This window comes from Variovorax sp. E3, assembly GCF_016082275.1.
GTDB lineage: Bacteria > Pseudomonadota > Gammaproteobacteria > Burkholderiales > Burkholderiaceae_C > Variovorax.
Genome location: NZ_MOWM01000185.1, coordinates 1 through 13776 on the forward strand (window position 1 = coordinate 1; position 13776 = coordinate 13776).

At 70.9% G+C, this 13776-nt stretch carries 13 protein-coding genes and 2 pseudogenes; 3 read left to right on the forward strand and 12 right to left on the reverse strand.

Translation table 11 applies throughout. The features are described from left to right. Together BMG07_RS43440 and BMG07_RS44470 are read left to right on the forward strand one after the other, a co-directional pair. The coding region (locus BMG07_RS43440; protein WP_269759734.1) for an Ig-like domain-containing protein at positions 1-1830 on the forward strand (1830 nt) is incomplete at its 5' end. Next, positions 1815-2897, forward strand: coding sequence for a hypothetical protein (locus BMG07_RS44470; RefSeq protein ID WP_307867244.1), 1083 nt, complete (start codon positions 1815-1817; stop codon positions 2895-2897). The genes BMG07_RS43440 and BMG07_RS44470, both read left to right, overlap by 16 nt. A gap of 4 nt (positions 2898-2901) precedes the next feature. Here BMG07_RS44470 and BMG07_RS35860 read toward each other — a convergent pair whose 3' ends face one another. From BMG07_RS35860 to pbpC, 3 genes are read right to left on the reverse strand one after another with little or no spacing between them, the layout of a single operon-like run. Next, positions 2902-3306: a hypothetical protein gene (locus tag BMG07_RS35860; protein WP_198088495.1), complete on the reverse strand. Its 405-nt coding sequence runs from the start codon at positions 3304-3306 to the stop codon at positions 2902-2904. Continuing rightward, positions 3207-4367, reverse strand: coding sequence for a YgcG family protein (locus BMG07_RS35865; RefSeq protein ID WP_198088485.1), 1161 nt, complete (start codon positions 4365-4367; stop codon positions 3207-3209). The genes BMG07_RS35860 and BMG07_RS35865 overlap by 100 nt, the downstream gene beginning before the upstream one ends. Positions 4368-4414: 47 nt before the next feature. After that, on the reverse strand, positions 4415-6673 hold the full coding sequence (pbpC, locus tag BMG07_RS35870) for a penicillin-binding protein 1C (protein ID WP_198088486.1): 2259 nt from the start codon (positions 6671-6673) through the stop codon (positions 4415-4417). Positions 6674-6940: 267 nt separating this feature from the next. Here pbpC and BMG07_RS35875 point away from each other — a divergent pair, with 267 nt between their 5' ends. After that, a complete protein-coding gene (locus BMG07_RS35875) occupies positions 6941-7147 on the forward strand; it encodes a hypothetical protein (protein ID WP_198088487.1) in 207 nt (68 codons plus the stop codon). Between the two features lie 73 nt (positions 7148-7220). On the opposite strand, the gene BMG07_RS35880 is transcribed toward BMG07_RS35875, so the two are convergent. The 9 genes and pseudogenes from BMG07_RS35880 to BMG07_RS35920 form a co-directional block, all read right to left on the reverse strand. Then, positions 7221-7847 (reverse strand): LysE family translocator, encoded by a 627-nt coding sequence (locus tag BMG07_RS35880; protein WP_198088488.1) that lies wholly within the window; start codon positions 7845-7847, stop codon positions 7221-7223. A gap of 39 nt (positions 7848-7886) precedes the next feature. After that, complete coding sequence (locus BMG07_RS35885) at positions 7887-8291, reverse strand: GFA family protein (protein WP_198088489.1); 405 nt, start codon at positions 8289-8291, stop codon at positions 7887-7889. A gap of 86 nt (positions 8292-8377) precedes the next feature. Beyond that, positions 8378-8755 carry an Imm1 family immunity protein gene (locus BMG07_RS44475; RefSeq protein ID WP_198088490.1) on the reverse strand — a complete coding sequence of 126 codons (378 nt, stop codon included), beginning with the start codon at positions 8753-8755 and terminating at the stop codon, positions 8378-8380. Beyond that, complete coding sequence (locus BMG07_RS35895; protein WP_198088491.1) at positions 8752-9042, reverse strand: DUF2277 domain-containing protein; 291 nt, start codon at positions 9040-9042, stop codon at positions 8752-8754. Before BMG07_RS35895 ends, BMG07_RS44475 begins: the two co-directional genes overlap by 4 nt. A 32-nt stretch (positions 9043-9074) precedes the next feature. Then, on the reverse strand, positions 9075-9572 hold the full coding sequence (locus tag BMG07_RS35900) for a GNAT family N-acetyltransferase (protein ID WP_198088492.1): 498 nt from the start codon (positions 9570-9572) through the stop codon (positions 9075-9077). Further along, positions 9569-10170 (reverse strand): annotated as a pseudogene (locus tag BMG07_RS35905) (GNAT family N-acetyltransferase). The gene BMG07_RS35900 and the pseudogene BMG07_RS35905 overlap by 4 nt, the downstream one beginning before the upstream one ends. Before the next feature lie 86 nt (positions 10171-10256). After that, on the reverse strand, positions 10257-11609 hold the full coding sequence (locus BMG07_RS35910; protein ID WP_198088493.1) for an amidase: 1353 nt from the start codon (positions 11607-11609) through the stop codon (positions 10257-10259). 2 nt (positions 11610-11611) lie between these two features. Continuing rightward, positions 11612-12324 (reverse strand): annotated as a pseudogene (locus BMG07_RS35915) (DUF2848 domain-containing protein). A gap of 7 nt (positions 12325-12331) precedes the next feature. Continuing rightward, positions 12332-13591: an MFS transporter gene (locus tag BMG07_RS35920; RefSeq protein WP_198088494.1), complete on the reverse strand. Its 1260-nt coding sequence runs from the start codon at positions 13589-13591 to the stop codon at positions 12332-12334. Positions 13592-13776 lie beyond the last annotated feature (185 nt).

Here is a 13776-nt window from a genome sequence, read left to right on the forward strand (position 1 = left end):
GGCGGCGGCGGCGGGCTGTGCCAGGGCACCGCGCCCAACGGCATGGGCGGCGGGGGCTCGAGCTACGTCGGCGGCGTCACCGGCTCGACCAACACGCGGGGCGCGAACTCGCCCGACGACAACACCGGCGGCGCGGCCGCGGGCACGGGCGATACGCACTACGTGTCGGGCATCGGCCTGGGCGGCGGCGGCGACGCGAGCGGCGGCAACGGCCTCGTGGTGATCCAGTACAACCTGCCGGTGCTCACGCTGGACAAGTCGGCGCCGGCCACTGTGAGCTCGGGCGCGGCGCTGGCGTACACGCTCACGCTGACCAACAACGGCTTTGTCGCGACGGGCAACACCGTGGTCGTGCGCGAGCAGTTGCCGCCCGGCGTGGCGGCCACCGCGGTTTCACCCTCGGGCACCGGCACGTCGGTGGCGTGCGGCACCATGCCGAGCGCGGCGGGCGCGCTGCTGACCTGCACGGTGACTGTCTCGGGCGGCATTCCCGCGTCGCAGAGCCGCGGGTTCACGCTCACCACCACGTCGCCCACGGCGGCGGGCACGGCATTCACCAACTACGCGAACGTCAACGTGAGCGGCATCGGAACGCCGGCCAGCAACCCCGGCGCGGGTTGCGTGTCGAGCGCCACACTGAGCTGCGCGAGCGCCGGCACCACGGTGGTCGCCGGGCCGGCCGCCGCGGCCCAGTCGGGCCTGCGCGTGGCGAACGACAACCAGCCGGCCAACGGCGGCGCGCAGGACTTGCTGCAGGTCTTCATCCGCGACGCGAGCGGCAACCCGGTCGGCGCGGGCACGGTGGTGAACTTCGGCGCCACGGGCAACGTCGCGTTCAACGGCGGCGCGGTGGGCGCGGCCGGCAGTTGCACGACCACGGCGGCGGGCACCTGCCAGGTCACGGCCACCAGCACCGTGGCCGGCACCTACGCCGCCACGTCCGTCACGGTCGGCGGCACGGCGCTGTCGGGCACGTTCACGGCGGCGGGCAACAGCTACCTGCCCAGCCCGCAGCCCTACAGGTTCGCGCCGCTGACGACGGTCACGGTCCGCAAGATCTCGATCAACGCGACCGGCGCGTTCGGCTTCACCGGCAGCAACGGCGTTGCCGCGCACACCATCACCACGGCAACGGCCGGCACACCGGCGGCCGGCCCGCCGCAGACGCTGGCATCGGCGGGCACCGTGACGACGATCACCGAAGACGCCCCGCCCGCCAACTACGCGCTCACCGCCGCGAGCTGCACTGGCCTCGGCGCGGGCGGCACGGCCACCGCCGACCTGCCCAACCGCAAGCTGACGCTCGATGCGGCCGCCACCGTGGCGGGCAGCAACGTCGTCTGCACCTTCACCAACACCTACACCTCGCCGCAGCCCCGGCTGCGCGTCGTGAAGACCACCACCAGCGGCAGCGGCACCAACGTGTTCGGCTTCGCGCTCAGCGGGCTCTCGGCCGCGAGCGACAGCATCAGCGTCACCGGCGCCGGCACGGTGGGCGGCGCGGCCAACCTCACGGGCACGCCGGGCCTGGAGGTGTCGATCCGCGAAAGCGTGCCCGCGGGCTGGCCGGCCAACCCGGTTTCGGCGAGCTGCGTCGACGCGGCCAGCGCCACGCCGTCGGCGACCTTCGGCACGCTCGCGGGCAACCAGCTCGTGGTGCCCGCCAGCCGGATGGTGGCGGGTGCGAACATCAGCTGCACCTTCGTCAACAGCTTCGGCTACAGCGTGGCGGGGCGCGTGTTCCTCGACAACGGCGCGGGCGCCGGCATTGCGAACGACGGTGTCGTCAACGGCGGCGAGGCCGGCATCGCGGCGTGGCCGTGCGCCTGACCAACTGCGCCGCCACCGTGCTGTCGAGCGCCACCACCGACGGCGGCGGCAACTACGCGCTCGACGTGCCCGCCGCCACCGCGGCCAACGCGCCGCTGTGCGTGGAGCAGGCCGCCACCGGCACGCGCGTGTCGACCGGCGCATCGGCCGGCAACACGAAGCTGCCCTCGGGCTCGGCGGTGGCCGTCGGCGGCACCAGCTACACCTACACGCGCAGCGGCACGCCCGAGCGCATCGCCTTCAGCTGGAGCGGCACCGGCACCGCGCCCCTGAACTTCGGCGACGTGGAGCGCAACACGCTGGCCGCCGACGGCGCGCGCAGCGGCCTGCCGGGCAGCACCGTGAGCTATGCGCACACCTTCATCGCACGCACCGGCGGCGCCGTGAGCTTCGCCATCGCGAGCTCGGTCGACACGCCCGCCGCCGGCGGCTGGAGCGGCAAGATCTTTGCCGACACCGGCTGCACCGGCGCGCTGCAGCCCGGCGCCGCGCTGCTGTACCCGCCCCCGGCGGCGCTCACGGTGACGGCGGGGCAGAACGTGTGCCTGGTGGTGCAGGTGTTCATTCCGTCCAACGCGGGCAACGGCGCCAACAACAAGAGCACCGTGCAGGCGAGCTTCGACTTCACCAACGCCGCGCCCGCATTGAGCGCGAGCTACACCGTGCTCGACATCACGACTGTGTCGAACAGCGCGCTGGAGCTGAAGAAAGAGGTGCGCAACGTCACGCAGGGCGGCAGCTTCGGTGTGAACAACCAGGCCAAGTCGGGCGAGACGCTGGAGTACCGCGTCACCTACACCAACAACGGCACGACGCCCATCACCGGCATGACGGTGAACGACGCCACGCCGCAATACACCAGCTTCGTGGCCGCGCAGGCGGGCACCACGCCGGCCTCGCTGACGGGCTGCGGCAAGAACACGCCGGCCAATGCCGCGCCCGCGCCCACCGTGGCGTGCGCCACCGCGCAGGCGGCGGGCGGCACGGGCGGGCTGCGCTGGGAGTTCGCCGGTTCGCTTGCGCCCGGCGGCACGGGCGCGGTGCTGTTCAGCGTGAAGGTCGACTGACGCGCTACCAGCTGCCGGAGGCGCCGCCGCCGCTGCTGGAGCCGCCCGAAGACGAGCTGTCGGACGACGACGAACTGCTGCTCGACGAATCGCTGCTGCTGCTACTGCTGCTACTGCTCCATCCGCTGTCGTCGTCGTCGCCCGAGCCGCGGCTGCCGCCGGTGGCGGGGAAGAAGCCGAACACCAGCGCGATGAAGCTCACCAGCGCCATGGCGAGCCAGAGTTCGTCGGGCTCCGGCCCGGGCTCCAACTGCACGAACGCAAAGCCGACGACACCGGCCACGAGTGCCAGCCGCACCATGAAGCCGGTCACGCTGTGCTGCCAATGCACGCGCACACCGACCACGACCGCCGCAAGGCCGATGCCGACGAAGCAGGTGACGAACACGCCCACGATGATCCACGGCACCTTGTCGGCGCCCAGGTAGAACCCCAGGCCCACGAGCGCCGCGATGGCCAGCGCGATGCAGATGAACACGTAGCGCGCCGTCCTGAACCGGCCCGACAGGTAGCCGACCGGGTACATGAACCAGATCGGGCCGAAGACCAGGAACAGCAGCGTGAAATTCCGCAGCGCCACCATCGCGCGACCGGGCCGGTCGCGAGCAGCAGCAGCACCGTGGGCCAGTAGCGCCGCTTGGGCGGCGGGCCCTCGGTCTTCAGGTCGGCCCAGAGCGCTGCTTCGCGCTGCGCATCGCGCTCGCTTTGCCGCCGGCTCTTGCGGCCGCGCTTGCCGGTGCCGTGCGCCACCACGCGCGGCCCCGAAGGCTGGCGCGGCCGGGTGCCGTGCCATGCGCCCACGCCGATGGTCCAGAGCATCACGCCGAGAATGCCCAGGTTGGTCCGAGACTGGCTGGAGTCGGCGGAGAACGTGTCGACCGCGCGGCGCAGCAGCGACGGCTCATGTTCTTCTTGCGGCGGCTCTTCTTCGATGACCTGCACGCCCTGCGCGGCCGGCGCGCTGATCAGCGCCGACAGCGACGCCACCGCGGCCTTCACGCCGCCCGCGAAGTCGCCGCCGCGAAAGCGCGGCGTCATCTCGCCGTCGATGATGCGCGCGGCCTGGATGTCGGTGATGCGGCCTTCCAGGCCCGTGCCGACCTCGATGCGCATGCGCCGGTCTTTCAGCGCCACCAGCAGCAGCACGCCGTCGTCCTCGTCCCGGCGGCCGAGCTTCCATTGCGCGAACACGCGCGTGGCGAACTGCTCGATCGAATCTTCACCCGTGGTCGGCACGATCAGCACCGCGAGCTGCGCCTGCGTGCTCTGCTCGATCTCGGCGATGTCCTGGCGCAATGCGCTGGCGTCGCTCGCGTCCAGCGTCTTCGTGAGGTCGACCACGCGCGAGGCCATCGCGGGCACGGGCACCGGCTTGGCCTGCGCCGGCAGGCACAGCGCCCATGCCAGGGCCATCGTCATGAAAAGGCAGAGCCATGCCCTGGCCGCCAGCGGCCTGCTGCGAGATTCCATCGGAAACCGTCCTCCTGTTGTCGTGTCCCGAACGGCGAAGACTGTCCTCACCGTTTCGTGTTCTTCGCCACCACGCCCGCGCCGCGCACCTCGATGCGGCGCTGGTCGACCACCTTGCCGGTGCCGTCGACCAGCTCGATCACATGGCGCCCCGGCCAGGGCAGCCACTGCGCGGTGTTGCCGCGCGCAAAGTGCTTGCCGTCGATGCGCCACTGCACGCCGCGCCCTTCGGACTCGAAGCGCACGCGCTGGCGCAGCGGCGGAATGTCGGGGTCCAGCGCGATGATGGTGCCGTCGGACGGCGACGTGATGCGCGCCGACGCGGCGCTGTCCGCCATGCCGGTGTCGAGCGCGAACAGCGGCTGCTCGGTGCCCTGCAGGAACCATTCGCTGCGCGCCGCTTCGAGCGGGCCGCCGTCGGTGCCGGGGCCGAACTCCACGCGTGCCTGGACCAGGCCGGGCGGCGGCGCGGGCGCGCGGCTCGGCTCGCGCGCGTGCAGGAAGCGCATCACCTCGGCCCACACGGGCGCGGCGCCGCTGGTGCCGCTCACGTCCCACATCGACGCGCCGCTCGCGTTGCCGACCCACACGCCCACCGTGTAGCGCTGCGACCAGCCCACGGCCCAGTTGTCGCGCATGTCCTTGCTGGTGCCGGTCTTCACGGCCGTCCAGAAGCGGGTCGAGAGAATGCTGTCGAGGCCGAAGGTGCGCGTGCGCGCGTTGGGGTCGGAAAGGATGTCGCCGACGATGAACGCGGCGCGCGGGTCCAGCAGCGGCGGCTCGGCGGCTTTCGACTTGTCCAGCGGCGCGGCCGTGGGCCGCATCGTCAGCGTCGTGGTGCCGTAGCGCCCGCCGTTGGCCAGCATGCGGTAGGCGTTGGTGAGCGACAGCAGCGACACCTCGGCGCTGCCCAGCGCCAGGCTGTAGCCGTAGTAGTCGCCGCTTTCGCGCAGCGGCAGGCCGGCGGCGCGCAGCTCGCGCGCGAAGGCTTCGGGCGACACCATCACCAGCGTGCGCACGGCCGGCACGTTGAGCGACGCGGCCAGCGCGGTGCGCGCCGACACCGGGCCCTTGAAGCGGCGGTCGTAGTTCTGCGGAATGTAGAGGCCGCTGGCGGTGCTGATCTGCGCCGACGAGTCCTCGATCAGCGAGGCCGCGGTCAGGCGCCGCTCGGCAATCGCCTGGCCGTAGAGCAGCGGCTTGAGCGTGGAGCCGGGCTGGCGCAGCGCCGTCACGCCGTCGACCTCGGCCGCCTGGCTCAGCGGGCCCGACGAGCCGACCCAGGCGAGCACTTCGCCGGTCGTGTTGTCGAGCACCACGAGCGCGCCGTCTTCGACGTGGCGGTCGCGCAGTTCGCGCAGGTGGCGGTGCAAGGTGTCCAGCGCAAAGCGTTGCAGCGGCGCACGCAGCGTGGTGCGCACGCTCGCCTCCTTGTCTTTCTCCTTCCCCCGCTGGGGGAGGGGCGGGGTGGGGGCGGCCCCCGCATCCGCCTCCTTCATCTCCCGCAGCACCCGCCGCGCCGCATGCGGCGCAATGCCCTCGTTCGCATCGAAGGCCCGGCGCTGCACCGCCGCGCTGGTGAACATGTCGAGCGCTTCGCAATCGGTCTTCTGCTGCGGCTCCATGACGCGCAGCACCTCGCACGCGCGCTGCGCCACCACCGCGGGCTTGGCGTTGGGCGCGCGCACCAGCGCCGAGGCCACGGCGGCTTCGCGCGCATCGAGCCCGCTCGGCGCCTTGCCGAACAGCGTGCGCGAGAGCGCGTCGATGCCCACGATCTCGCCGCGAAACGGCACGGTGTTGAGGTAGGCCTCTAGGATCTGGTCCTTGCGCCAGTGGCGCTCCAACTGCGCGGCGGCCACCGTCTGGCCGATCTTCTGCGTGAAGCTGCGCCCGCCGGCCGTGCGGCGCAGGTCGTCGTCGAGCAGGCCCGACAGCTGCATCGTGATGGTCGAGGCGCCGCGCGTGCGCGTGTTCCACAGGTTGCCCCAGGCGGCGGCCGACACGGCGCGCCAGTCGATGCCGCTGTGTTCGTAGAAGCGCTTGTCCTCGCTCATCACCATGGCCGTGCGCAGGGCCGGCGACACGTCGGCCAGCGGCGTCCACTGGCCGCGCCGCACGGTGGGGTCGGTGCGCACGCGCTGCAGCAGTTCGCCGTTGCGGTCGAGCACGGCGGTGTCGGACGAACGGAAGTCGCGCTTCACTTCCTCGAAGCTCACGAAGGCCCATGCCGGGTGCGCGCAGGCAGCCGCGAGCAGGGCCACGGCCAGGGCCTTGCGGGAGAAAGAAAAGGGCGCGGGCTGCATGGGAGAGAACGTCGTTTCAGGAAGTATGAGGCGGTGACATTCTCCGCGAAGCACCTCGGGAAGACGGCCTACCCGCACACGCGCCGCCGACCGCCTTGCGGGGGTGAAAACTTCATTCCAAAGTTCACAGCACGTTCCACATCCGGTAACGGACTTCACGCAAGAGCCTTCATGCGGAAACCCGATGCGTACCGGCGTGGCCTTCAATGCACTACCGGCTCGCAGGAGGCGAAGGCCGGATCCACACACACTCCAAGGAGAACTCGCATGACGAAGACATTGGCCCTCTTGCTGGCCGCATCGGCCATCCTGGCCGGCTGCGTGGTCGCACCCTACGACCGCCCGCCGCCGCCGCGCGCCCACTACGGCGATCGCGACCGCGACGGTGTGCCGAACCGCTACGACCGCGACCGGGACGGCGACGGCGTGCCCAACCGCTACGACCGCGCCCCGGGCAACCCGTACCGCAACTGATCGGTCTCCCCCCAACGAAAAAGACCGCGAGGCACCAAGGCTTCGCGGTCTTTTTTTCGGGGGTGCGGTTTTTTCAGCCGGGCCGGCGCGCCATCAGCGCCCAGAGCCCCGCCGCGCTCAGCAGCGAACCGCCGGCGATGTTGAAGCGCCGCTGCGCGCGCGGCGACGACAGCAGCTTGCGCGCCGAGCCCGCGAACACCGCATACAGCGTGGCATTGGTCGCGGCCAGCACCACGAAGGTGGTGGCCAGCACCCACATCTGGCGCGTCACGTCGACCGACGGGCTGATGAACTGCGGCAGGAAGGCCACGAAGAACACGATGCCCTTGGGGTTCAGCGCCGTCACCAGGTAGGTGTTGGCGAACAGGCGCCAGCGCGAGACGGGCGCGGCCGGCTTGGCGACTTCGCTGGCCGAGATGCCCGCGCGCAGCAGCTTGATGCCCAGGTACAGCAGGTACAGGCCGCCGGCGCACTTCACCACCGTGAACCAGAAGGCCGAGGCCGAGAGCAGCGCGCCCAGGCCCAGCAGCGACACCACCAGCGCGGTTGAGTCGCCGAGCGCCACGGCGGCCACCAGCGGCACGTTGGCGCGACGGCCGTGCGACATCGAATAGCTGATGACCGTGAGGATGGTGGGCCCCGGAATGATCAAAAGGACGATGGAAGCCGCGACGAAGGCAAGCCAGAGTTCGATGGGCATGGGGGTGGTCTCCGGTGGGGTGGTTTTTTTCGAACGGTATCAGAGGTGCCGCGTTTCGGCCGGCGGCATGTGCCAGCTGTTGTTGCGGCCGTCGACGTAGGTGATCGGCGAGTTGATGAGCTCTTCGGGTTCCGCGTCGTCCAGGCAGGTCACGTTCACGCCGTAGATCTTGCCGCCGTTGTCGGGCATGTTGCCCAGGCCGAAGGAGCGCACGCCGCAGTGCCGGCAGAAGAAGTGGCGGTTCTGGCGCGTGTTGAACAGGTACTCGGTCAGTTCCTCTTCGCCGGCCAGCAGGCGAAATGCGTCGGGCGCGACCGCGGCGGGCCAGAAACGGGTCTTGGTGCAAATGGAGCAGTTGCACCGCAGGGTGCCCAGGCTCAGGTCGATGTCGGCTTCGAATCGGACGGCGCCGCAGTGGCAGCCGCCGGTATAGGTCTTTTTCATACGCTCGGAATTCGCATGGTGGCGCTGGAAAGCACCATATCAAATGCAATGCCGGGCTGCTGGCGGGAGGTTATCGGGGCTGGGGCTCAGCTCTCGCGCCACGTGACGCCGCCGGGGCGCCGGTCCGGGTGCGCGAAGAAGTCGGCGAGCGCCGCATGGCATTGCGGCAGGTCGATGCACCACGACAGCGGGTACTCGTCGACCTGCCCGTTGGAGAGCGTGTACGCCGCCGTGCCGCAGCGCGTGGCGTCGCCCTCGGAGGCAAAGCCGTGGTCGCCCGGGTATCGCAGGTACATGAGCCATGCGTGCGGGCCGCTGCGCAGCATGCACAGCGAAGGGCCCTCGGGCACGCCGAGCCAGAGTTCGCAGCGGGGCACGGCGCCGAATTCGTTGTCGAGCGCCAGGCGCAGCGCCTCGGCCGTGGCGATGGCGCGCGGCTGGCCGTTGAAGCTGACCTCGATCACGCGGGCTGTTGCCGTTGCTGCTGGCCGAAGCGCACGGCCGAGCGGGCCTTGGCGCGCTCGGCTTCGGTTTCGCGGTCGCGCGGCTCGGCGGTGGTCACCAGCGAGTCGATCAGCCGCGACGCCGTGGCGGCCACTTCGCCGACCGCGCGCTCGAAGGCTTCTTCATTGGCTTTGGACGGCACGCTGAAGCCGCTGAGCTTGCGCACGAACTGCAGGGCCGCCGCGCGGATTTCCTGCTCGGTGGCGGGCGGCTCGAAGTTGTAGAGGGTCTTGATGCTGCGGCACATGGGCGCTCTCCGTTCGACGATCAAGGCCCAGTCTAGCGAAGCAGCGCCATCGCGTGGGCGTCGTGGTAAATGCCGTCGATCAGCGTCGCATGGCGCTGCAGGCCTTCGTGCATGAAGCCCATGTGCTCGTACAGGGCCTTGGCGTTGAGGTTGTCCGCCCGCACCGACAGCTCGATGCGCGTGAGCCCGCGCGCCCAGGCCTTGTCGATGGCCGCCCGCAGCAGTGCCTGGCCGAGGCCCTGGTGGCGCGCCTCGGGCAGCAGCGCAATGCCCAGCACGCCGATGTGCGCGCGCGCGTGGCCGAACACGGGCGCCACGTCGCACCAGCCCACGACCCTGTTGCCGTCGAGCGCCACGAAGTGCGGAAAGCCGTTGGCGATCAGGTGGCGGTAGAAGGCGATCGAGGTCGCCAGCGGCGGCGCCTGCGTGTTCGCCAGGTATTTGCGCTCGCGCGCGACGACATCGAACGCGCGGTGCAGGCTCTCGAAATGGGCGTCGGTCGTGGGAACGACGAGGGCGGCGGCGGTCATTCGCGGCGCTCCTGCGTGGCCTGAAGCCGCGCCTCGAGCTGCGCTTTCACCTGCGGCCACTCGTCGTCGATGATGCTGAAGCGCACCGAGTTGCGCTTGCGGCCGTCCGGCATGATGCGCTCGTGGCGCACGATGCTTCCTGCTTCGCGCCGAGCCGCAGGATGGCCGCGCGCGACTTCGCGTTGATCTCGTCGGTGGTGAGCTGCACGCGCACGCACTGCAGTTCTTCAAAAGCGAAGCGCAGCATCAGCAGCTTGGCCTCGGTATTGACGAAGGTCTTCTGCCACGCGGCCGAGATCCAGGTGCTGCCGATTTCCAGCTTGCGGTTGATGCGGTCGATCTTCCAGAAGCGCGTGGAGCCGATGACCTTGCCGCTCTCGCGCAGCACGGTGGCGAAGGGCATCACGGTGCCCGCCGCCTGGCCGGCGAGGGCGTTGCCGATGTACGCATCGACCGTGTCGGCCGAGGGCACGACGGTGAACGCAAGATTCCACAGCTCGCCGTCGGCGGCGGCCTCGACGAGTGCCGCCGCGTCGCTGGCCAGCAGCGGGCGAAGGAGAAGGCGGGGGCCGGTGAGCGAGGGTTGGGCGAGCGACATGGGCGAAACGATAGCCGATGAAGGCGCCGGGCCCTCGCCGGATGTCGCTTGCCCGCCGCGCGGCCAACGCTGCGCCAATGGTTGCTTCAGGCCTGCCGCAGCCCCGCTTCCACGGCCAGCGCCACGGCCGCCAGCCGCGCATCGTCCCCGCGCACCGAGGCCAGCATCAGCCCCACCGGCAGCTCGCCCGGCGCATGGCAGGGCAGGCTGAAGGCACAGCCGTCGAGCAGGTTGATCGCGAAGGTGTTGCGCAGCAGCAGGCCGTTGGCCTTGAAGAAGGCCGCGTCTTCCGCCAGCGCGGCGATGGGCGGCGCGACGATCGGCACCGTGGGGCACACCAGGGCATCGAAGCCTTCGATGGCGCGCTCGAGGCGGCCGATCCAGTCGCGGCGGCGGTCCTGCATGGCGATGTAGTCGGCGGCGCGCACCTCGGTGCCCAGCGCGATGCGCGCGGCCACGCGGGCGTCGAAGCCTTCGCGTTTGGCGGCGAAGCGCTCGCGGTGCACGGCCGCGGCCTCGACCGGCGAGAAGCCGCCGGGCGCGTTGACGGTCGCGATCTGCGCGAGCTCGGCCAGCGTGATGTCCACGATCTGCGCGCCGGCCTTCGACAGCGCTTGCAATGCGCGCTCGAAGGCGGCGGCCACGGCGGGCTCGATGTCGTCGAACATCAGCGTGCGCGGCACCGCCAGGCGCATGCCCTGCAGCGGGCGGCGGCGCACCGCGAGCGGCGCGTCGGCCACGGCGGCGTCGACCGTGAGGCAGTCTTGCACGCTGCGCGCCATGGCGCAGACCGTGTCGAGCGAGCGCGCGAGTTCGAAGGCGCCGGTGCGCGGCACGCGCGACTGCGTGCTCTTGAAGCCGACGATGCCGCACAGCGCGGCGGGAATGCGGATGGAGCCGCCCGTGTCCGAGCCCAGCCCGGCCACGGCGAGGCCGAGCGCGACCGACACCGCCGCGCCGGAAGACGAGCCGCCCGGGATGCGCGGCGTGGCCGTGTCGGCCGGGTTGCGCGGCGTGCCGTGGTGCGGGTTGATGCCCACGCCCGAGAACGCGAACTCCGTCATGTTGGTCTTGCCGACGATGGCCGCGCCCTGCGTGCGAAGCCTTGCCACGGCGGCTGCGTCGTGCGTGGCCGCGGGCTCGCCCGCGCAGACGGCGGAGCCGGCCATGGTGGTTTCGCCCGCGATGTCGTAGAGGTCTTTCACCGACACCGGCAGGCCGGCGAGCGGACCGAGTTCGACGCCGGCCTTGCGCGCCGCATCGGCATGGCGTGCCGCCGCGAGCGCGGCGTCGGCGTACAGGCGCGTGAACACATGCCGCGCCGCAGGCTGCGCGGCCGCGTCGAGCACCTGCTCGAGCAGCGCTTCATGCGACAGCTCGCCGCGCGCGATGCGCGCATTCAAGGAAGAAATGGTGAGGTCGTTGGGGTTGTTGTTCATCGTCAGGCCACCACGGGCAGTGCTTCGACCGCATAACGATGCACGATGCGCCGCCGCAGCAGCGGGTCGTGCAACTCGATTTCCATTTGCGCGGCGGGGCGGATGCCTTCGCCCTTCGCATTGGGCAAGGCGCCGAGCGTGCCACAGGTCATGAACAGGCCTTCTGGCGCGGGGTCGGCATGGGCCATGCGTCGCGCAGCGCGGCCAGCGGGCGGATCGACGCCAGCGTACCGCGCTGGTAGTCGACCCAGCGGCCGTCCTCGAAGATGCGCGAGCGCAGCTCCAGCGTGTCCTGGCGGGCCTGCACGTCGGCCCAGCGCCAGGCGGTGTCGGCCACGGGCTTGGCGCACATCTGCTTGGACACCGCGACCGAGTAGCTCTCGACATGGCGGTCCGTGTGGTCCGAGGCCACGCTCAGCCACCACTCGCCGCGCGAGAAGAAGAACACCGGCTCGGCCTCGCCCGAGCTCTGGTCGCCCAGCGCCTCGATGGCCGGCGACTGGGTCAGCAGCTGCGTGGCGACGCGGTAGTACAGCGGCACGCTCGACGGGCGCGGCACGCCGAGCGCGGCCAGTTCCTCGATGTGGTGTTCGATGGCGGCGACGTCGCGGCCGGTCCAGCCCGCCACCACCAGCGCGCTGGGCGCGACGGTGTGCAGGGCGGTGCTTCGGGTGCCGTCGGCTTCGACGGTCTCGCAGGCAAAACGCAAACGCATGCCCATCTCAGTTTTCCAGCGGGCGCTTGGCCGTTTCGCGGGCCACCAGCAGCGCGACGAGCGTGATGCCCAGCGCGGCCGACACGTACAGCGACACGGCCAGCGTGCTGCCCCACGACTTGAACAGGCTCGCGATGATCAGCGGCGCGAAGCCGCCGCCCAGGATGCCCGCCAGCGTGTAGGCCAGCGAGGCGCCGGCATAGCGCACGCGGCCGGGGAACTGCTCGGTCACGAAGGCGGCCTGCGGGCCGTACATCATGGCGTGGATCAGCAGGCCGACCACCACCGCCGCGCAGATGGCGACCGGGTGCGCGCTGTCCATCAGCACGAAGAACACGAAGGCCCACACCACGCCCAGCAGCGCGCCGGCAATGTAGACCGGCCGGCGGCCGATGCGGTCCGACAGCCCGCCGAACCACGGCACGGCAACCGCGTTGCAGGCCGCGCCGATCATCGTGGCGGTGAGCGCCAGCGGGCGCGACAGGTGCAGTACCGTCGTCACGTAGGTCAGCGTGAACACCACGACCAGCGCGTACAGCACGTCGGAGCCGATGCGCGAGCCGCCGGCCACCAGCAGGCTGCGCCAGTGCTGCGTGAACACTTCCTTGATGGGCGTCTTGGCGGTGGCCTTCTTTTCTTCCATCTCGCGGAACACGGGCGTCTCGTCGACGCCGCGGCGCAGCCACAGGCCGAACAGCACCAGCGCCACGCTGGAGATGAGCGGCAGGCGCCAGCCCCAGTTCTGGAATTCTTCCGGACTCAGCCAGGCCGACACGATGGCGATGAAGCCCGTGCCGATCAGCGTGCCGCACGACGGGCCGACCTGCGTGAACGAGGCGTTGCGGCCGCGCTCGTCGCTCTTGCCGTGCTCCATCGACAGCAGCACCGCGCCGGCCCATTCGCCGCCCAGCGCCACGCCCTGCACGAAGCGCAGCGCGACCAGCGCCACCGGCGCCCAGATGCCCCAGGTGGCGTACGTGGGCAGCAGGCCCATGAGGCCGGTCGACACGCCCATGATGACCAGCGTGGCCACCAGCACGAAGCGCCGGCCCAGCCGGTCGCCCAGGTGGCCGAACACCACGCCGCCCAGCGGGCGCGAAACGTAGCCGACCGCGTAGGTCGAAAAGGCCAGGATGGTGCCGGTCAGCGGGTCGAACGACGGGAAGAACACCGCGTTGAAGACCAGCGCGGCCATGATGTTGTAGACGGTGAAGTCGTACCACTCCAGCGTGGTGCCGATGGAGCTGGCCAGTGCCAGCCGGCCCATCTTCGGCGGTGCGTGGTGGCACCGACGGTCGGTGCGGGAAGAACATGTTCGGTCATGGAGATACCTTTGTTCGGTGGGGACATGAAAGTCGGATCGGGTCAGCGCAGCTCGGCCGCGCTCAGCTTCCAGCCGAGCGCGAGCAGCCAGCCGGTGGCGGGGTCGGCGTCGAGCGCGGCGGCGGCCGA

Excerpts from the sequence above, each read along its gene's own strand:
- BMG07_RS35865 (WP_198088485.1), bottom strand. The coding sequence starts at position 4,367 with ATGGAATCTCGCAGCAGGCCGCTGGCGGCCAGGGCATGGCTCTGCCTT.
- BMG07_RS35920 (WP_198088494.1), bottom strand. The coding sequence starts at position 13,591 with ATGGGCCGGCTGGCACTGGCCAGCTCCATCGGCACCACGCTGGAGTGG.
- BMG07_RS35910 (WP_198088493.1), bottom strand. The coding sequence starts at position 11,609 with ATGAACAACAACCCCAACGACCTCACCATTTCTTCCTTGAATGCGCGC.
- BMG07_RS35885 (WP_198088489.1), bottom strand. The coding sequence starts at position 8,291 with ATGAAAAAGACCTATACCGGCGGCTGCCACTGCGGCGCCGTCCGATTC.
- BMG07_RS35875 (WP_198088487.1), top strand. The coding sequence starts at position 6,941 with ATGACGAAGACATTGGCCCTCTTGCTGGCCGCATCGGCCATCCTGGCC.
- BMG07_RS35895 (WP_198088491.1), bottom strand. The coding sequence starts at position 9,042 with ATGTGCCGCAGCATCAAGACCCTCTACAACTTCGAGCCGCCCGCCACC.
- BMG07_RS35880 (WP_198088488.1), bottom strand. The coding sequence starts at position 7,847 with ATGCCCATCGAACTCTGGCTTGCCTTCGTCGCGGCTTCCATCGTCCTT.
- BMG07_RS35900 (WP_198088492.1), bottom strand. The coding sequence starts at position 9,572 with ATGACCGCCGCCGCCCTCGTCGTTCCCACGACCGACGCCCATTTCGAG.
- pbpC (WP_198088486.1), bottom strand. The coding sequence starts at position 6,673 with ATGCAGCCCGCGCCCTTTTCTTTCTCCCGCAAGGCCCTGGCCGTGGCC.